Source organism: Streptomyces sp. NPDC031121 (assembly GCF_055570615.1).
The window spans coordinates 408,233-424,900 of the sequence record NZ_JBVIGV010000001.1 but is presented as its reverse complement, the minus strand read 5'-3'; the positions used below and the strand labels follow the sequence as shown (position 1 = coordinate 424,900).

The 16,668-nt window shown below is 73.0% G+C and carries 17 protein-coding genes; 9 read left to right on the top strand and 8 right to left on the bottom strand.

The genetic code is table 11. The features are described from left to right. Positions 1-146: 146 nt before the first annotated feature. The 3 genes from ACZ462_RS02020 (at position 147) to ACZ462_RS02010 (ending at position 4,687) form a co-directional block, all read left to right on the top strand. A complete protein-coding gene (locus tag ACZ462_RS02020; RefSeq protein WP_467809399.1) occupies positions 147-2,549 on the top strand; it encodes a ribonucleoside-diphosphate reductase subunit alpha in 2,403 nt (800 codons plus the stop codon). A gap of 58 nt (positions 2,550-2,607) precedes the next feature. Then, positions 2,608-3,615: a ribonucleotide-diphosphate reductase subunit beta gene (locus ACZ462_RS02015; RefSeq protein ID WP_467809398.1), complete on the top strand. Its 1,008-nt coding sequence runs from the start codon at positions 2,608-2,610 to the stop codon at positions 3,613-3,615. A gap of 103 nt (positions 3,616-3,718) precedes the next feature. Beyond that, positions 3,719-4,687: a helix-turn-helix domain-containing protein gene (locus ACZ462_RS02010; RefSeq protein ID WP_467809396.1), complete on the top strand. Its 969-nt coding sequence runs from the start codon at positions 3,719-3,721 to the stop codon at positions 4,685-4,687. A gap of 43 nt (positions 4,688-4,730) precedes the next feature. On the opposite strand, the gene def is transcribed toward ACZ462_RS02010, so the two are convergent. From def to ACZ462_RS01980, 6 genes are all read right to left on the bottom strand, one after another. After that, positions 4,731-5,366: a peptide deformylase gene (gene def / locus ACZ462_RS02005; protein WP_365507144.1), complete on the bottom strand. Its 636-nt coding sequence runs from the start codon at positions 5,364-5,366 to the stop codon at positions 4,731-4,733. Between the two features lie 67 nt (positions 5,367-5,433). Continuing rightward, the gene (locus ACZ462_RS02000; RefSeq protein ID WP_467809395.1) at positions 5,434-6,423 is read right to left on the bottom strand and encodes a tetratricopeptide repeat protein; all 990 of its coding nucleotides are present in this window, start codon (positions 6,421-6,423) and stop codon (positions 5,434-5,436) included. A gap of 257 nt (positions 6,424-6,680) precedes the next feature. Then, positions 6,681-6,983, bottom strand: a complete 303-nt coding sequence (rsrA, locus tag ACZ462_RS01995) for a mycothiol system anti-sigma-R factor (RefSeq protein WP_125541251.1) — start codon at positions 6,981-6,983, stop codon at positions 6,681-6,683. Then, on the bottom strand, positions 6,980-7,624 hold the full coding sequence (locus ACZ462_RS01990; RefSeq protein ID WP_174250349.1) for a sigma-70 family RNA polymerase sigma factor: 645 nt from the start codon (positions 7,622-7,624) through the stop codon (positions 6,980-6,982). The genes rsrA and ACZ462_RS01990 overlap by 4 nt, the downstream gene beginning before the upstream one ends. Positions 7,625-7,890: 266 nt before the next feature. After that, positions 7,891-8,568 carry an alpha/beta hydrolase family protein gene (locus ACZ462_RS01985; RefSeq protein ID WP_467809394.1) on the bottom strand — a complete coding sequence of 226 codons (678 nt, stop codon included), beginning with the start codon at positions 8,566-8,568 and terminating at the stop codon, positions 7,891-7,893. Positions 8,569-8,585: 17 nt separating this feature from the next. Continuing rightward, positions 8,586-9,404 (bottom strand): SOS response-associated peptidase, encoded by an 819-nt coding sequence (locus ACZ462_RS01980; RefSeq protein WP_467809393.1) that lies wholly within the window; start codon positions 9,402-9,404, stop codon positions 8,586-8,588. Positions 9,405-9,457: 53 nt separating this feature from the next. On the opposite strand from ACZ462_RS01980, the gene ACZ462_RS01975 reads away from it, so the two are divergent. The 4 genes from ACZ462_RS01975 to ACZ462_RS01960 all read left to right on the top strand — a co-directional run bounded on the left by ACZ462_RS01975 (position 9,458) and on the right by ACZ462_RS01960 (position 13,036). After that, positions 9,458-10,171 carry a M50 family metallopeptidase gene (locus ACZ462_RS01975; protein WP_467809392.1) on the top strand — a complete coding sequence of 238 codons (714 nt, stop codon included), beginning with the start codon at positions 9,458-9,460 and terminating at the stop codon, positions 10,169-10,171. A 65-nt stretch (positions 10,172-10,236) separates the two neighbouring features. Further along, positions 10,237-11,580, top strand: a complete 1,344-nt coding sequence (gene aroA / locus ACZ462_RS01970) for a 3-phosphoshikimate 1-carboxyvinyltransferase (RefSeq protein WP_467809391.1) — start codon at positions 10,237-10,239, stop codon at positions 11,578-11,580. Between the two features lie 9 nt (positions 11,581-11,589). Then, entirely contained in the window at positions 11,590-12,600 is a 1,011-nt protein-coding gene (gene rsgA, locus ACZ462_RS01965) for a ribosome small subunit-dependent GTPase A (RefSeq protein ID WP_467809390.1), read from the top strand. Between the two features lie 112 nt (positions 12,601-12,712). Next, positions 12,713-13,036, top strand: coding sequence for a DMT family transporter (locus ACZ462_RS01960; protein WP_125541244.1), 324 nt, complete (start codon positions 12,713-12,715; stop codon positions 13,034-13,036). On the opposite strand, the gene ACZ462_RS01955 is transcribed toward ACZ462_RS01960, so the two are convergent. Further along, on the bottom strand, positions 13,002-13,577 hold the full coding sequence (locus ACZ462_RS01955) for a TetR/AcrR family transcriptional regulator (protein ID WP_467809388.1): 576 nt from the start codon (positions 13,575-13,577) through the stop codon (positions 13,002-13,004). The genes ACZ462_RS01960 and ACZ462_RS01955 overlap by 35 nt on opposite strands. Before the next feature lie 126 nt (positions 13,578-13,703). Here ACZ462_RS01955 and hisN point away from each other — a divergent pair, with 126 nt between their 5' ends. Continuing rightward, positions 13,704-14,510, top strand: a complete 807-nt coding sequence (gene hisN / locus ACZ462_RS01950) for a histidinol-phosphatase (protein ID WP_467809387.1) — start codon at positions 13,704-13,706, stop codon at positions 14,508-14,510. Between the two features lie 152 nt (positions 14,511-14,662). Continuing rightward, positions 14,663-15,061, top strand: a complete 399-nt coding sequence (locus ACZ462_RS01945; protein WP_467809405.1) for a CBS domain-containing protein — start codon at positions 14,663-14,665, stop codon at positions 15,059-15,061. Positions 15,062-15,146: 85 nt separating this feature from the next. Here ACZ462_RS01945 and ACZ462_RS01940 read toward each other — a convergent pair whose 3' ends face one another. Then, a complete protein-coding gene (locus ACZ462_RS01940; protein ID WP_467809386.1) occupies positions 15,147-16,616 on the bottom strand; it encodes a catalase in 1,470 nt (489 codons plus the stop codon). Positions 16,617-16,668 lie beyond the last annotated feature (52 nt).

The following is a 16,668-nucleotide window of genomic DNA, read 5'->3' as shown; positions in this document are numbered from 1 at the left end:
CCGAACCGGGTGCCGACCACGTCCGGGCCTCGCGGTAGGGCCTGCGGACGACGCGCGGTGCCGCCCCTTGCCGGGCCCTGCCCGCGCGCGCCCGCTCGCGCCCGCACCGCCGGTGTCCCGGAGCCGAGCGAGGGAGAGCTCCCCCCGTGACCATCGCGCCTTCCGCACCGCGCGCCGAGTCCGACCCGTCCGACCACGGAGCTGAGGCCGGGGGCCCCGGGGCCGCGCTGCTGCGCACCCTCACCGAGCTGACCGCCGACCTTGCCGACACCGACCCGGGCCGTGTCGCCGCCGCCGCGCTCCGCGGCCGCAGCGCCGCCGCCGACGAGGCCGAGCTGCGCGGGCTGGCCACCGAGGCCGCCGCCGGCCTGATCTCGGAGGACCCGGCGTACTCCCGGCTCGCCGCCCGGCTGCTGACGGTCGCCGTCGCCGAGGAGGCCGCGAGCCAGGGCTCGACGTCCTTCTCCGCCTCCGTCGAGGTCGGCCACCGCGAGGGCCTGATCGCCGACCGCACCGCCGAGTTCGTCCGCCTGCACGCGGCCCGCCTCGACGCGCTCGTCGAGCACACCCTCGCCGAGGGCGCCGACGACCGCTTCGGCTTCTTCGGCCTGCGCACCCTGCACAGCCGCTACCTGCTGCGCCACCCGATCACCCGCCGGGTCATCGAGACCCCGCAGCACTTCATGCTGCGCGTCGCCTGCGGCCTCGCCGCTGACGACAGCGCCGCCGCCGTCGAGGAAGTCGCCTCCCTGTACCGGCTGATGAGCCGCCTGGACTACCTGCCGTCCTCCCCCACGCTCTTCAACTCCGGCACCCGGCACCCGCAGATGTCCTCCTGCTACCTGCTGGACTCCCCGCTGGACGAGCTCGACTCGATCTACGACCGCTACCACCAGGTGGCGCGCCTGTCGAAGCACGCCGGCGGCATCGGCCTGTCGTACTCGCGCATCCGCGCCCGCGGCTCCCTGATCCGCGGCACCAACGGCCACTCCAACGGCATCGTCCCGTTCCTGAAGACCCTCGACGCCTCCGTCGCCGCCGTGAACCAGGGCGGCCGCCGCAAGGGCGCCGCCGCCGTCTACCTGGAGACCTGGCACGCGGACATCGAGGAGTTCCTGGAGCTGCGCGACAACACCGGCGAGGACGCCCGCCGCACGCACAACCTGAACCTCGCGCACTGGATCCCCGACGAGTTCATGCGCCGCGTGAACGCCGACGGCGAGTGGTCGCTGTTCTCCCCGTCCGACGTCCCCGAGCTGGTCGACCTGTACGGCGAGGAGTTCGACGCCGCCTACACCAAGGCCGAGCAGGCCGGGCTCGCCAAGAAGACCATGCCCGCCCGCGAGCTGTACGGCCGCATGATGCGCACCCTCGCGCAGACCGGCCAGGGCTGGATGACCTTCAAGGACGCCTCCAACCGGACCGCGAACCAGACCGCGCTGCCCGGCACCGTCGTCCACTCCTCCAACCTGTGCACCGAGATCATCGAGGTGACCAACGACGGCGAGACCGCCGTCTGCAACCTCGGCTCGGTCAACCTCGGCGCGTTCGTGCTCACCGAGACGGGCGAGATGGACTGGGAGCGCCTGGACGAGACCGTCCGCACGGCCGTGACCTTCCTCGACCGCGTCGTGGACATCAACTTCTACCCGACCGAGCAGGCCGGCCGCTCCAACGCCAAGTGGCGGCCCGTGGGCCTGGGCGCGATGGGCCTGCAGGACGTCTTCTTCAAGCTGCGCCTGCCCTTCGACTCCGCCGAGGCCAAGGCCCTGTCCACGAAGATCGCCGAGCGCATCATGCTCGCGGCGTACGAGGCCTCCGCCGACCTCGCCGAGAAGCACGGCCCCGTCCCGGCGTGGGCGGAGACCCGTACGGCGCAGGGCGTGCTGCACCCCGACCACTACGACACGGAGCGGTCCTGGCCGGAGCGCTGGGAGGCGCTGCGCGCCCGGATCGCCGAGACCGGCATGCGCAACTCGCTGCTGCTGGCCATTGCGCCGACGGCGACGATCGCGTCGATCGCGGGCGTGTACGAGTGCATCGAGCCGCAGGTGTCCAACCTGTTCAAGCGCGAGACGCTGTCGGGCGAGTTCCTCCAGGTCAACGCCTACCTGGTCGAGGACCTGAAGAAGCTCGGGGTGTGGGACGCGCAGACCCGCGAGGCGCTGCGCGACTCGTCGGGCTCGGTGCAGGGCTTCGGCTGGATCCCGGCCGACGTCCGCGAGCTGTACCGGACGGCGTGGGAGATCCCGCAGCGCGGCCTGATCGACATGGCGGCGGCCCGCACCCCGTACCTGGACCAGTCGCAGTCGCTGAACCTGTTCATGGAGACGCCGACCATCGGCAAGCTGTCGTCGATGTACGCGTACGCCTGGAAGCAGGGTCTGAAGACGACCTACTACCTGCGGTCGCGTCCGGCGACGAAGATCGCCCGGGCCGCTTCGGGCACCGCCGTCCCGGCCGCCGCGACCCCGCTGCCGCAGGCCGTGGACGCCGAGGCGCTGGCGTGCTCGCTGGAGAACCCCGAGTCCTGCGAAGCCTGCCAGTAGCCCCCTCCCGCCACCCGACCACCACTCCTGGAGGACGGCGCCGCGCGCGCCGACTGCTATGACCGACAAGAACCTGCTCGACCCCGGCTTCGAGCTGACGCTCCGCCCGATGCGCTACCCGGACTTCTACGAGCGCTACCGGGACGCGATCAAGAACACGTGGACGGTGGAGGAGGTCGACCTCCACTCGGACGTGGCCGACCTGGCGAAGCTGACGCCCGCCGAGCAGCACATGATCGGCCGGCTGGTCGCGTTCTTCGCGACGGGCGACTCGATCGTGGCGAACAACCTGGTCCTGACGCTGTACAAGCACATCAACTCCCCGGAGGCGCGCCTGTACCTGTCGCGCCAGCTGTTCGAGGAGGCCGTGCACGTCCAGTTCTACCTGACGCTGCTCGACACCTACCTGCCCGATCCGGACGACCGCGCGGCCGCCTTCGCCGCGGTGGAGAACATCCCCTCCATCCGCGAGAAGGCCCAGTTCTGCTTCAAGTGGATGGACTCGGTCGAGAAGATCGACCGGCTGGAGACGCAGGCCGACCGCCGCCGCTTCCTGCTGAACCTGATCTGCTTCGCCGCGTGCATCGAGGGCCTGTTCTTCTACGGCGCCTTCGCGTACGTGTACTGGTTCCGCTCGCGCGGCCTGCTGCACGGCCTGGCGACCGGCACGAACTGGGTCTTCCGCGACGAGACCATGCACATGAACTTCGCGTTCGAGGTCGTGGACACGGTCCGCAAGGAGGAACCGGAGCTGTTCGACGACGCCCTCCAGCAGCAGGTCACGGACATGCTGAAGGAGGCCGTCGAGGCAGAGCTCCAGTTCGGCCGCGACCTGTGCGGCGACGGCCTGCCCGGCATGAACACCGAGTCGATGCGCGAGTACCTGGAGTGCGTCGCCGACCAGCGCCTGGTGCGCCTCGGCTTCCCGCCGGTGTACGGCTCGCAGAACCCGTTCTCGTTCATGGAGCTCCAGGGCGTGCAGGAGCTGACGAACTTCTTCGAGCGCCGCCCGTCGGCGTACCAGGTCGCGGTCGAGGGCACCGTCGACCTGGACGAGGACTTCTAGCCGGCTGCGGCCCCCGCGGCCGCTCCCGCACCACCACCGGACCGGCCGGCGGCTGCCTCGTGCAGCGGCCGGCCGATCGGCGTTCGGCGGGCACACTGTGGTCATGCTGAAGAACGTGGCGGTGGCGCTGTTGCCGGGGGTGGCCCCCTTCGAGCTGGGCATCTTCTGCGAGGTGTTCGGCATCGACCGCAGCGCGGAGGGGCTGCCGGCATTCGACTTCGCCGTCTGCGCGGTGGACGGGCGCCGCACCCCCGCCGGCGACGGGCACTTCGACGTGGTCGCCCCGCACGGGGTGGAGCGCCTGGAGGAGGCGGACCTGATCTGCGTCCCCGCCGACCGCGGCGCCGCCACGCGCACGTACCCCGAGCCGCTGCTGGCGGCCCTGCGCCGGGCCGTGGACCGCGGAGCACGCGTCCTCAGCGTGTGCAGCGGTGCCTTCGTGCTGGGCGCGGCCGGACTGCTCGACGGCCGGCGCTGCACCACGCACTGGATGCATGCCGAGGCCCTGGCGCGGCGCCACCCGCTGGCCGCCGTCGACCCGGACGTGCTGTACGTGGACGAGGGCCCGGTGGTCACCGCCGCGGGCACGGCCTCCGGGATCGACGCCTGCCTGCACCTGCTGCGGCAGGAGCACGGCGCGGAGGCGGCCGGAGTGGTGGCCCGGCGGATGGTGGTGCCGCCGCACCGGGACGGCGGCCAGGCCCAGTACATCCGGCGCCCGCTGCCCCGCATGCCGGGCGACGCCCTCGGCGGGGTGATCGCGTGGATGGGCGGCCACCTGGCCGAGGAGATCACCGTCGAGCAGCTCGCCGAGCGGGCCCGGATGTCCCCGCGGACGTTCGCGCGCCGCTTCCTCCAGGAGACGGGCACGACCCCCTACCGGTGGGTGCTGCGGCAGCGCGTGCTGCTGGCGCAGGAGCTGCTGGAGGCCACCGACGACACGGTGGACGCCATCGCGGGCCGCTGCGGCTTCGGCAGCGCGGCCGTGCTGCGCCACCACTTCCTGCGGACCCTCGGCACGACGCCGAACGCCTTCCGCCGCACCTTCCGCGGGCCGGGCGCGGCGGCCTGAGGCCGGGGGCGGGCCGCCTCGCCGCCGCGCGCGCCTGCGGGCGTCAGTCGTTCGGGACGGTCTCGTAGCGCGGAGTGCCCTCGGCCATCTGCCGCAGGGCGTCCTTGCGGTCGCGCTTGGAGAGGCGGTCGATGTACAGGTAGCCGTACAGGTGGTCCGTCTCGTGCTGGAGGCAGCGCGCGAAGTAGCCGGTGCCCCGCACCTTGATCGGGTTGCCCTGGGCGTCCTGCCCGGTGACCTCGGCGTAGTCCGGGCGGGCCAGCGAGGCGTACGCGGTCGGTACGGACAGGCAGCCCTCGTTGGAGTCGTCGAGGACGCGGGAGCCGGCCGGCAGCTCCACGAGCTTCGGGTTGACGACGACGCCGGTGTGGCGGACGCCCTCGTCGTCCGGGCAGTCGTAGACGAAGACCTTGGCGTCCACGCCGATCTGGTTCGCTGCGAGCCCGACGCCCTCGGCGGCCTTCTGGCTGGCGAACATGTCGTCGATCAGCTTGGCCAGTTCGTCGCCGAACTCGGTGACGTCCTTGCACTCGCGGTGCAGCACCGGGTTGCCGACCACCGTGATGGGACGGGCGGTGCCGCGCTCGCGGTGGGCGAGCTCGCGCGCCTCACAGTCCTCGGTGTCCACGACGTAACCGTCGTCGTCCACCGCGATGACCTCGTTCTCCTGCTGCGCCATGTCCGCCGTAAGCCTTCCGTGGGTCGACCCGTTCACCGATTGTGCCGGTACAGCCTACGGTGCCCGGTCAGCAGACTTCTTCGAGATCCCGCCAGGCGCGGGTATCGGGGCTGTCCGAGACCCAGCCGTCGAGGAGCCCCTGCACCAGGCCGGCGGGCGCCGCGATGCCGCATTCCCGCTCCGGCACCCACAGGGAGCCCGATCCGGCCGTGCGGTGCCCGAGCGGCCCGGGGTGGCCCGGCTCGCTGTGGTCGTGCGGGTCGAGGTGCTCCCCGTCGCCCTCGCCGCTCGGCATCGCGCTCTCGGAGCAGGTCCGGCACAGCAGCCGTACGGAGGAGGACCAGTCCTCGGCGGCGAACCCCGCGTCGGACGCGAGCTGTTCGAGGGCGTCGCGGTCCGACTCGGCGGCGGCCTCCAGCAGCACGACCCAGGTCGGCACCGGCGAGGGCGCCCACAGCTCGATCTCGTCGAAGACGGGGTAGGAGGGGCCCGCCGCGGTGATGCGCTCCCCGTTGGGCACGCCGTCGTGCAGCACGACCTCGCCCCAGCGCCGCCCCGAGGAGGGCAGCGGGATGGACAGGACCTCGATGCGGGCCGGATCCAGCCTGCGGCCCCACACGACCTCGGCCTCGCCCTCGGGGGACAGCCGCACGGCCGCGCTGCCGAGCTCCATGCCGACCGGTTCGCCACCCTTGCCGTGCGGGTCGCCGGGCACCTTCAGCCCGTACGCCTGCCAGGCACGCCGGGCCAGCGGCCAGTCCTGGAGCGCGGTCGCCGCGATGCCGACGTTCCACCAGTCCGGGGCTCCGGCCTCCCGGTCCAGCAGGGCGACCGCCCGCAGGCCCGCGGCGCGCGCCTGCTCCCAGTCGTGCCGGAACTTGTGCAGCAGCGCCAGGTTGAACCACGACTCCGACAGCCAGGGCTCCAGGTCGGCGGCTCTGGTCAGCAGCGCACCCGCGTCCTCGTACCGACCGTCGCCGATCAGTGTGAACGCTCGGTCGGTGGCCTGCCGCCACGAGGCGGAGGGCCTGTGCCGTACCTTCCCGAAGATCCTCACGATTCCCGCCTGCCGGTCCAACGGTGCAGCCTTGCGGACACCCTCACGGACGCTCCTACTCGCATCCAACCATGCCCACTCGGACGGCCGCTCATTACCCATGGGTTACCCCGGCGCGAGGGGGGTGACTCCGTCACGTCCGGCCCGGAAAAACGGCTCGGCCCCCTGATGCGGGGGCCGGTTTCCCGTACCGCTCCGTACGCGTGCCCACGGATTGGCACCTTCGGGTGAACGAGGCGGCGGGGCCGCCCCCGCGGTCAGCCGGCGGCCGGATCGGCGGTCACGTCGTGCTCGGGCACCGCCTGCCCGGAGCGGATCAGCTCGATCCGCCCCATCACCTTGGCGCGCAGGTCGCTCGGCACGTCGTCCGAGCCGCAGCACCGCTTCACCAGCTTCTTCACGGCCTTTTCCAGGCCGTACTTCTCAAGACAGGGATTGCACTCGCCGAAATGCGTCTCGAACTTCGTGCAGTCGCTGTCGGGCATCTCGTGGTCCAGGAACTCGTACAGGTGGTCCAGGACCTCGGAGCACTCCGTCTCGTGCGGCTCTCCGCAGCTCATGAGCCCGAGCCTTTCAGGTCGTTCGACTCTCCCGCGCCGGCGGGGACCAGCCCGCGCTCGCGGGCGTAGTCCTCCAGCATTCCGCGGAGTTGACGGCGGCCACGGTGCAGCCGGGACATGACCGTACCGATGGGTGTACCCATGATGTCCGCGATCTCCTTGTACGCAAAGCCCTCCACGTCGGCAAGGTAGACCGCGATGCGGAACTCCTCCGGAATGGCCTGGAGCGCCTCCTTCACGTCCGAATCGGGCAGGTGGTCGAGTGCCTGCGACTCGGCCGACCTCAGGCCCGTGGACATGTGCGACTCGGCGCGCGCCAGCTGCCAGTCCTCGATCTCCTCCGCCGCGCTGCGCTGCGGCTCGCGCTGCTTCTTGCGGTAGGAGTTGATGAAGGTGTTGGTCAGAATGCGGTAGAGCCACGCCTTCAGGTTGGTGCCCTCACGGAACTGGTGGAAGGACGCGTACGCCTTCGCGTACGTCTCCTGGACCAGGTCCTCGGCGTCGGCCGGATTGCGCGTCATGCGCAGCGCGGCCGAGTACATCTGGTCGAGGTAGCCGAGGGCGTCCCGCTCGAAGCGCGCGTTGCGCTCGGCGGCCGTTTCCTCCGCCTGGCCTCCGTCGGTCCCAGCGACAGGACCCACCTCCTCCGACTGCGTTGCGGCTCCGAGTGCGGACCCGCTCGAATCGGAGAATAGTCGACCATCCCGGCCCTCCGCCGCCCGGAGCGGGCCGCGCCTGGGCCCGGGCAGGACCGTCCATTCGAGCCCTTCGGCCTGCGGACGGCTCTGGCTAATGACCTGGGTCATGCGCTTGCTCTCCTCCGACGCGGTCCCCTTGCGTTCCGACATCCGGACAACGCCGGGGCCGGGCCCCGCATTCCCCTCCCGGGCGGGCTCTCCCGAATCCGTCAGGTCGCTGTGGCGGCGGGGTCCGGGACCAGCCGGTCCAGCCAGCCGGCGACCCCGTCGGTGATCGCCTCCAGGGCCTCCTCCTGGGTGGGGGTGCCCTTCTTCGGCACCGCGAAGCCATGGTCGCCCCCGGCCACCTCCAGGAGCTCGTACGCCGGCTCTCCCGGCGGCGGGAACTCCCCGGGGCGCCCGAACGGGTCCCGGCCGCCCTGGACGACCAGGGCGGGCAGCCCCGCCCCGGTCAGCTCCGCGGCCCGGGACCGCTCGGGGCGGCCCGGCGGGTGCAGCGGGAACGCCAGCGCCAGCACCCCGGCCGCGCCGAGGGAGGCCGCGGTGCGGCAGGCCACCCGGGCGCCGGCGCTGCGACCGCCCGCGACGACCGGCAGGCCGGGCTCGGCCAGCGCCGGCCACAGGCCCCGCCAGCCCTCGTCGAGCACCTTGGGAGCGGCCGCGACCTTCCGGCCCGCGACCCGCCAGGGCTGCTCGACCAGGACGACCGTGACGCCGCGGCCGGGCAGGGCGGCGGCCAGCGCCCGGAGGTCGCGGGCCTCGATGCCGCCGCCCGCGCCGTGGCCGAGGGCCAGGACGAGCCGGGCCGCGCCGGCGGCGGGGTGCCAGGTGATGCGGGCCTCGCCCGCGGGGGTCTCGACGCTCCGGGTGCGCGTACGGGTGGTCATGGCCCCATCCTGCCGTTTCAGAACAGGGTCGCCTCCTCAGGCGCGTCGAGTTCGGTCAGCAGCTCGGGGCCGTTGTTGCGGACGCTGCTGACGGCGGTGGAGACCGGGTAGGCGCGCATCAGCCCGCCGGGCGGGGGCGCGAGCAGCTCCCGGAGGGCGCCGTCCGCGTCGGTGTTCGCCGGGTCCAGCCAGGCGTCCCACCGGTCGGGGGTGAGGGCGAGCGGCATCCGCGGGTGGATCTCGGAGAGCGAGCGCGGCCCGCCGGCGGGGGCCGCGGCCAGCGGGGCGGTCTCGGCCTCGGTGGTGACCACCGAGCAGGTGGCCCACCAGGCGGCGGGGTGGCCGGCAGGTGCGGCCGGGTCGCGCCAGAACTCGTATATGCCGGCCATGGCGAGGACGGAGCCGTCGGCCGGGAGGACGAAGTAGGGCTGCTTGCGGGAGCGCTTCCCGAGGCCCTCGACCTCCAGGCGGCGCTCGTCGTGCCCGGTGGCCCACTCGTAGTACCCGTCGGCCGGGACGATGCAGCGGCGCTGGGCGAAGGGGCGGCGGAAGGACGGCTTCTCGGCGAGGGTCTCCGCCCGGGCGTTGATCATCCGGGCGGCGCCCTCGGCGTTCTTGGCCCAGGAGGGCACGAGCCCCCACTTCACGACGCGCAGCTGGCGAACCGGACGCGGGCTCGCGGCGTCCTTCAGGGGGCGGTCGAGGACGATGCGGACCTGCTTCGTGGGTGCCACGTTCCAGTCGGGTGCCAGGGCCTCCTCGGGCTCCCAGCGCTCGACGCCGAAGAGCTCGGCCAGCTCCTCGGGGCTGCGACTCGCTGCATACCGTCCGCACATGGCTGCCACACTGCCATGTCACCCGACCACCACCGCAAGGAGCACGCCACCCCATGGACAGCAGCACGACCGCCGGCCTGTGGGACCGGCTCACCGGATTGCAGGAGGCGCCGGCCACGTGGCTGGTGGTCACGACGGGCCTGGCCGCGCTGGCGCTGGTGGCGCCCGGGCCCGTGTGGCGGGTCTCCCGCAACGCCGTCACCATCGCGCACGAGGGCGGCCACGGGCTGCTGGCCCTGCTGACCGGCCGCCGCCTGGACGGCATACGGCTGCACTCGGACACCAGCGGCGTCACCGTGAGCCGCGGCAAGCCGACAGGCCCCGGCATGATCCTGACCGCGGCCGCCGGCTACACCGCACCGTCGCTGCTCGGGCTCGGCGGGGCGGCGCTGCTGTCCGCTCACCGCATCACGGTGCTGCTGTGGGCGGCGACGGCCCTGCTGCTGGCGATGCTGCTGATGATCCGCAACGCGTACGGGGCGCTGACGATGGTGCTCACCGGCGGAACGTTCGTCCTGGTCTCCTGGCTGGCCCCGGCGCAGGTGCAGGCGGCGTTCGCCTACGCGGCCGTGTGGTTCCTGCTGCTGGGCGGAGTCCGGCCGGTCTTCGAGCTGGGCGCCAAGCGCCGGCACGGCGGGGCGCCGGATTCGGACGCCGACCAGCTGGGGCGCCTGACGCACACCCCCGCGGGGCTGTGGCTGTTCCTCTTCCACGCCGTGGCGCTGTGCTCGCTCATCGGCGGCGGGCGCTGGCTTCTCAACCTCTGAGACCCCGCCCCGGGCCGAGGCTCGAACACGATCGGGCCCGTCGGGGAGCCACTAAAGTGGTGGCCATGACCGACACCCCCTCGCTTCCCGCCCTCTGGCCTGCCCCGCACGCAGACGGGACCGTCCACGCCACCGTCACCGTGCCCGGGTCGAAGTCGGTCACCAACCGCGCGCTGGTGCTCGCCGCGCTCGCGGCCGAGCCCGGCTGGGTGCGCCGTCCGCTGCGCTCGCGCGACTCGCAGCTCATGGCGGACGCACTGCGCGCCATGGGCGTCGGCATCGAGGAGACCGCCTCCTCCAGCTCGGGCGACGCCGCCGGCGGCGAGGCCTGGCGGATCATCCCCGCCGCCCTGCACGGCCCGGCCTCCGTGGACGTCGGCAACGCGGGCACCGTGATGCGGTTCCTGCCTCCCGTCGCGACGCTCGCCTCCGGCGACATCCGCTTCGACGGCGACCCGCGCTCCTACGAGCGCCCCCTCGGCCAGGTCATCGACGCCCTGCGCGGCCTGGGCGCCCGTATCGACGACGGCGGCCGCGGCGCGCTGCCCCTGACCGTCCACGGCGGCGGCGCCCTGGAGGGCGGCCCGATCGAGCTGGACGCGAGCAACTCCTCGCAGTTCGTCTCCGCGCTGCTGCTGTCCGCGCCCCGCTTCAACCAGGGCGTGGAGGTGCGGCACACCGGCGCCACCCTGCCGTCGATGCCGCACATCCGGATGACTGTGGAGATGCTGCGCGCGGCGGGCGCCCAGGTGGACACCCCGGAGGCGGGCGGCGAGAAGAACGTGTGGCGGGTCTCCCCGGGCGCCCTGCTCGGCCGCGACCTCGTGGTGGAGCCGGACCTGTCGAACGCCCAGCCGTTCCTGGCCGCGGCCCTGATCACCGGCGGCACGGTCACCATCCCGGACTGGCCGCGCCGCACCACCCAGCCCGGTGACGAGCTGCGCCGCATCTTCACCGAGATGGGCGGTTCCTGCGAGGTCACCGACGCGGGCCTGGTCTTCACCGGAAGCGGCAAGATCCACGGCATCGACGTGGACCTCGGCGAGGTCGGCGAGCTGACCCCCGGCATCGCGGCCGTCGCGGCGCTGGCGGACTCGCCGTCCACGCTGCGCGGGGTGGCGCACCTGCGGCTGCACGAGACGGACCGGCTGGCGGCCCTGACCGCGGAGATCAACGGGCTCGGCGGCGACGTCACCGAGACCGCCGACGGCCTGCACATCCGCCCGCGGCCGCTGCACGGCGGGGTGTTCCGCACCTACGACGACCACCGGATGGCCACCGCGGGCGCGGTGATCGGCCTGGCCGTCGAGGGCGTGCAGATCGAGAACGTCGCGACGACCGCGAAGACCCTGCCCGACTTCCCCAGGATGTGGACGGACATGCTCGCGGGAGCGGGAGCGGGAGCGTAGGGCCCGGTCATGCGCAGGTACGGCAAGCACACCGACGAGGACGACATCCGGGCGAGGCCCAACCCGAAGGGCAACCGGCCCCGGACCAGCAAGCGGCCCAAGCACGAGGACGCGGCCGAGGGCTTCGTCCTCACCGTCGACCGGGGCCGGCTGACCTGCCTGGTGGAGGACCGCACGGTCCTCGCGATGAAGGCCCGCGAACTCGGCCGCAAGGCGGCCGTGGTCGGCGACCGGGTGTGGCTGGTCGGCGATCTGTCGGGCCGGAAGGACACCCTCGCGCGGATCGTGCGGATCGAGGAGCGCAGGTCCGTCCTGCGGCGCACCGCGGACGACGACGACCCGTACGAGCGGGTGGTCGTCGCCAACGCCGACCAGCTGGCGATCGTCACGGCACTGGCGGACCCCGAACCGCGGCCGCGGATGATCGACCGCTGCCTGGTGGCTGCGTACGACGCCGGGCTGGAGCCGCTGCTGGTGCTGACCAAGTCCGACCTGACGTCCCCGGACAAGATCCTCGACGTGTACGCCTCGTTCGGCTTGTCCTACGTGGTGACCAACCGGGAGGAGCTGGCCGCCGGCGCGGCCGCCGACCGGGTGCGCGAGCGGCTGGCGGGCCGGATCACCGCCTTCGTGGGGCACTCGGGCGTCGGCAAGACCACGCTGGTGAACTCGCTGGTCGGCGAGGGCCGCCAGCGCGCCACGGGCCACGTCAACGCGGTGACGGGCCGGGGCCGGCACACCACCACCTCGGCGCTGGCGCTGCCGCTGCCGTCGGGCGACGGCTGGGTCATCGACACCCCGGGCGTGCGCTCGTTCGGCCTGCACCACGTGGACCCCTCGCGGGTGATCCTCGCCTTCCCCGACCTGGTGCCCGGCACCGAGGACTGCCCGCGGGCGTGCAGCCACGACGAGCAGGACTGCGCGCTGGACGCGTGGGTGGAGGAGGGGCACGCCGATCCGGCGCGGCTGGATTCGCTGCGCCGGCTGCTGCGGACCCGCGAGCGCCGCGAAGGGGACTGATCGTCCGGCGGGGTTCGCCGGGATCCGCCGGGGTTTGCCGCGGCGGCCGTCCGGTGAATGCATAAGCGCACCGAGTGACGCGATGTCACCTTGAGGCGGGGAGGCATTCGCCATGGCGTGGCTGCTGGTCGTCGTCGCCGGACTGCTGGAGACCGGTTTCGCGGTCTGCCTGAAGCTGTCGCACGGGTTCACCCGGCTGTGGCCGACGATCGCCTTCGCCGCCTTCGCGCTCGGCAGCTTCGGGCTTCTGACGATGGCCCTGAAGAAGCTGGACGTGGGCCCGGCGTACGCGGTGTGGACGGGGATCGGGGCGGCGGGCACCGCCGTCTACGGCATGGTCTTCCTCGGCGACCTCGTCTCCACGCTCAAGATCGTCTCGATTTCGCTGGTCATCCTCGGCGTCATCGGCCTCCAGCTGTCCGGCTCGGCCCACTAAGCAGCCGCAGCAGCCCGAGCAGCTCCCCGGGCCCGCCCTCGCGCGCGGGCGCCACCACGTACGACAGCGCGAGGCGCACGGCGAGTTCGCACCGGTGCGCGGCGTCGTGCGCGGCGAGCACCTCGGCGGCCAGGTCGCGCACCGCGCCGGCCAGCTCCCCCGGCCCGGGCGCGGGCACCCCGGGCCGCGCCCCCCGCCCGGGCGGGGCCGGGAGGTTGCCGTCCCAGTGCCCGGTCAGCAGGGCGCGTACGAGCGGCCGGGCCGCGGCGGCCCGCACGGTCCACTCGGCGAGGGAGGCGAGGCGGTCGCCGCCGCCGGCGGCCGGGGCGCGCAGGACCCGGTCGACGCCGTCGAGGTACCAGTCGGCCTCGCGGCGCACCAGGGCCCGCCCGAGGCCCGCCTTGCCGCCGAACTCGTTGTAGAGGGTCTGCCGCGACACCCCGGCGGCGGCCGCCACGTCGACCATCCGCACGGAGGGCCACGGGCGCGCCGAGAGCGCCGCTCCCGCCGCCTCCAGCAAGGACTCCCTGGCTGCCGGCATCCGTGCACCTCCCCGCTCGACTCCTGGCCAGAGTTGACGGGCCGACAGATCCTGTCAAGGGCGCCCCGGCGCCCGCACCGCGGACACCGCTCGCCGGGTCCCGGCCGTGCCGATAAGGTGCCGTTCATGCCCTCTTATGACGATGACCTGCGCCTCGCCCTCGAACTCGCCGACGCCGCGGACGCCGTGACCATGCAGCGCTTCCGGGCCCTGGACCTGAAGGTCGAGACGAAGCCGGACATGACCCCGGTGACCGAGGCGGACCGGGCGGCGGAGGAAGCGGTCCGGGCGGGCATCGGGGCCGCGCGGCCCGAGGACGCCATCCTGGGCGAGGAGTACGGGCTGAAGGGCAGCGGCCCGCGCCGCTGGGTGGTCGACCCGATCGACGGCACGAAGAACTACGTGCGCGGCGTCCCGGTGTGGGCGACGCTCGTCTCGCTGATGGAGGAGGGCGCCGACGGGGAGTTCCGCCCCGTGGTCGGCGTCGTCTCGGCGCCCGCCCTGGGCCGGCGCTGGTGGGCCGCGCAGGGCTCGGGCGCGTACGCCGGCGGGGCGCTGGGCGGCGAGCCGCAGCGGATCGGCGTCTCGCGGGTCGGGGGCCTGGGGGACGCGTCGTTCGCGTACTCCTCGCTGGGCGGCTGGGAGGAGCAGGGCCGGCTGGAAGGGTTCCTGGAGCTGACCCGGCAGTGCTGGCGCACCCGCGGCTACGGCGACTTCTGGCCGTACATGATGGTCGCGGAGGGGTCGCTGGACCTGTGCGCGGAGCCGGAGCTGAGCCTGTGGGACATGGCGGCGATCGCGGTCGTGGTGCAGGAGGCGGGCGGCCGGTTCACCAGCCTGGACGGGGTGGACGGCGTACACGGCGGCAACGCGGCGGCGTCCAACGGGCTGCTGCACGACGAGATGCTGGGCTACCTGCGCCCCCGCGCCTGACGGCGCGCGCGGCCCGCGCCCCGGGAACCGGGCGCACGCCCTCTTGTTGGCCCCCCGCGCGCGTGGGAGTCTGAAAACTCCTCCCCTTGTGCGCTTGTGAACGCCTTCTCGAAGTGCGGGCGGAGGACTTCATCCAGGAGGTGGCCCTCTTCATGCTCGTCCGTGACGCCATGAGCACCGTGATCCTCACCCTCGGCCCCGCCCACACCCTGCGGCAGGCGGCCTGCCTGATGTCCGGCCGCCGGGTCGGCGCGGCCGTCGTCCTCGACCCCGAGCACAGCGGCATCGGCATCCTGACCGAACGGGACGTCCTCAACTCCATAGGCGCGGGGCACGACCCCGACCGGGAGTCCGTGGGCGCCCACACCACGAACAACGTCGTGTTCTGCACCCCGGAGGCGACCGTCCTGGAAGCTGCCGAGGCGATGGTCCACGGCGGCTTCCGGCACCTGATCGTGCTGGAGGACGGCGGCCCGGTGGGCATCGTGTCCGTCCGCGACGTGATCCGCTGCTGGGTGCCGGCGCGGCGCGGCGCCGCCGTCCCGGCCTGAGGCCCGGCGGGGAGCGCCCGTACGGCGACGGGCCGGCGGCCCCCGAGGGGGCTGCCGGCCCGTCGCACGCCACGGCAGCGGCGTGTCAGCCGCGCAGGGCCTGGACCGCGGCGTCCAGCCGCTTGCCGAAGTCGCCGTCCGCCTGGCGGAAGTTGGCGATCGCCCGCTCGGCGATGTCGTCGCGGGAGACCTTGGCGATGAAGCCGGCGAGGTTCTCCACGAGGCGGCCCTTCTCGTCCTCGGACATCAGGCGGTAGAGGTTGCCGGCCTGGACGAAGTCGTTGTCCTCGGCGTGCACCGGGGCGGCGTGGTTGCCGGTGGCGCCGGCGACCGCGACCGGCTGCCACAGCGGGCGGTCGATCTGGTGCGGGCCGCCGAAGCTGTTCGGCTCGTAGTTCTTCGCGCCGCCGTGGCGGCCGTCGTAGAGGAAGCCGTCGCGGGAGTTGGTGCGCGCCGCGGTCGCGTGCGGGCGGTTCACCGGCAGGTGGTCGGCGTTGATGCCGACGCGGTAGCGGTGGGCGTCGCCGTAGGCGAAGAGGCGGCCCTGGAGCATCTTGTCGGGGGACGGGCCGATGCCGGGCACGAAGTGGGCCGGGGAGAAGATCGCCTGCTCGACCTCGGCGAAGATGTTCTCCGGGTTGCGGTTGAGCTCCAGCCTGCCGATCTCGATCGGCGGGTAGTCCTCGTGCGGCCACACCTTGGTGAGGTCGAACGGGTTGAAGCGGTAGGTCGCCGCGTCGGCCGCCGGCATGATCTGCACCTGCACGGTCCAGGTCGGGAAGTCGCCGCGCTCGATGGCCTGGCGCAGGTCGCGCTGGTGGCTGTCCGGGTCCTCGCCGGCGAGCCTGTCGGCCTCGGCCTGGGTGAGGTTCCTGATGCCCTGGTCGGTCTTGAAGTGGTACTTGACCCAGAAGACCTCGCCGGCCTCGTTGTTCCACTGGTAGGTGTGCGAGCCGTAGCCGTTCATGTGGCGGTAGGAGGCGGGGATGCCTCGGTCGCCGAACAGCCAGGTGACCTGGTGGGTGGACTCGGGCGAGAGGCTCCAGAAGTCCCAGACGTTGTCGGCCTCGGTGGAGCCGGTGTACGGGTCGCGCTTCTGGGTGTGGATGAAGTCCGGGAACTTGATGGCGTCCTTGATGAAGAACACCGGGGTGTTGTTGCCGACGAGGTCGTAGTTGCCCTCCTCGGTGTAGAACTTCAGCGCCCAGCCGCGCGGGTCGCGGACGGCGTCGGCGGCGCCGAGGTTGCCGGCGACGGTGGAGAAGCGCAGGAACGTCTCGGTCTGCTTGCCGACCTCGGAGAGGAACTTCGCCCGGGTCCACTGCGTGACGTCGCGGGTGACGGTGAAGGTGCCGTACGCGCCGGCGCCGCGGGCGTGGACCACGCGCTCCGGTATGCGCTCGCGGTTGAAGTGGGCGAGCTTCTCCAGCAGGAGCTGGTCCTGGACGAGAACCGGCCCGCCGAGGCCTGCCGTCTCGCTGTTCTGGTTGTCCGCGACCGGAGCCCCGGCCTCCGTGGTGAGCGGTCCCTGCGTCACGTGCGCCTCCTGCGTCATCGCGCCATGTCCTGTCCCTGGTGCGTTCGTCGACACGATCCTACGATGGACT

Bases quoted from the DNA above. Each gene is read 5' to 3' on its own strand.
- ACZ462_RS02015 (WP_467809398.1), top strand. From the start codon at position 2,608: ATGACCGACAAGAACCTGCTCGACCCCGGCTTCGAGCTGACGCTCCGC.
- aroA (WP_467809391.1), top strand. From the start codon at position 10,237: ATGACCGACACCCCCTCGCTTCCCGCCCTCTGGCCTGCCCCGCACGCA.
- rsgA (WP_467809390.1), top strand. From the start codon at position 11,590: ATGCGCAGGTACGGCAAGCACACCGACGAGGACGACATCCGGGCGAGG.
- ACZ462_RS01940 (WP_467809386.1), bottom strand. From the start codon at position 16,616: ATGACGCAGGAGGCGCACGTGACGCAGGGACCGCTCACCACGGAGGCC.
- def (WP_365507144.1), bottom strand. From the start codon at position 5,366: ATGGCGCAGCAGGAGAACGAGGTCATCGCGGTGGACGACGACGGTTAC.
- ACZ462_RS01980 (WP_467809393.1), bottom strand. From the start codon at position 9,404: ATGTGCGGACGGTATGCAGCGAGTCGCAGCCCCGAGGAGCTGGCCGAG.
- ACZ462_RS02010 (WP_467809396.1), top strand. From the start codon at position 3,719: ATGCTGAAGAACGTGGCGGTGGCGCTGTTGCCGGGGGTGGCCCCCTTC.
- ACZ462_RS01955 (WP_467809388.1), bottom strand. From the start codon at position 13,577: ATGCCGGCAGCCAGGGAGTCCTTGCTGGAGGCGGCGGGAGCGGCGCTC.
- ACZ462_RS01945 (WP_467809405.1), top strand. From the start codon at position 14,663: ATGCTCGTCCGTGACGCCATGAGCACCGTGATCCTCACCCTCGGCCCC.
- ACZ462_RS01975 (WP_467809392.1), top strand. From the start codon at position 9,458: ATGGACAGCAGCACGACCGCCGGCCTGTGGGACCGGCTCACCGGATTG.
- rsrA (WP_125541251.1), bottom strand. From the start codon at position 6,983: ATGAGCTGCGGAGAGCCGCACGAGACGGAGTGCTCCGAGGTCCTGGAC.
- ACZ462_RS01985 (WP_467809394.1), bottom strand. From the start codon at position 8,568: ATGACCACCCGTACGCGCACCCGGAGCGTCGAGACCCCCGCGGGCGAG.
- ACZ462_RS01960 (WP_125541244.1), top strand. From the start codon at position 12,713: ATGGCGTGGCTGCTGGTCGTCGTCGCCGGACTGCTGGAGACCGGTTTC.
- hisN (WP_467809387.1), top strand. From the start codon at position 13,704: ATGCCCTCTTATGACGATGACCTGCGCCTCGCCCTCGAACTCGCCGAC.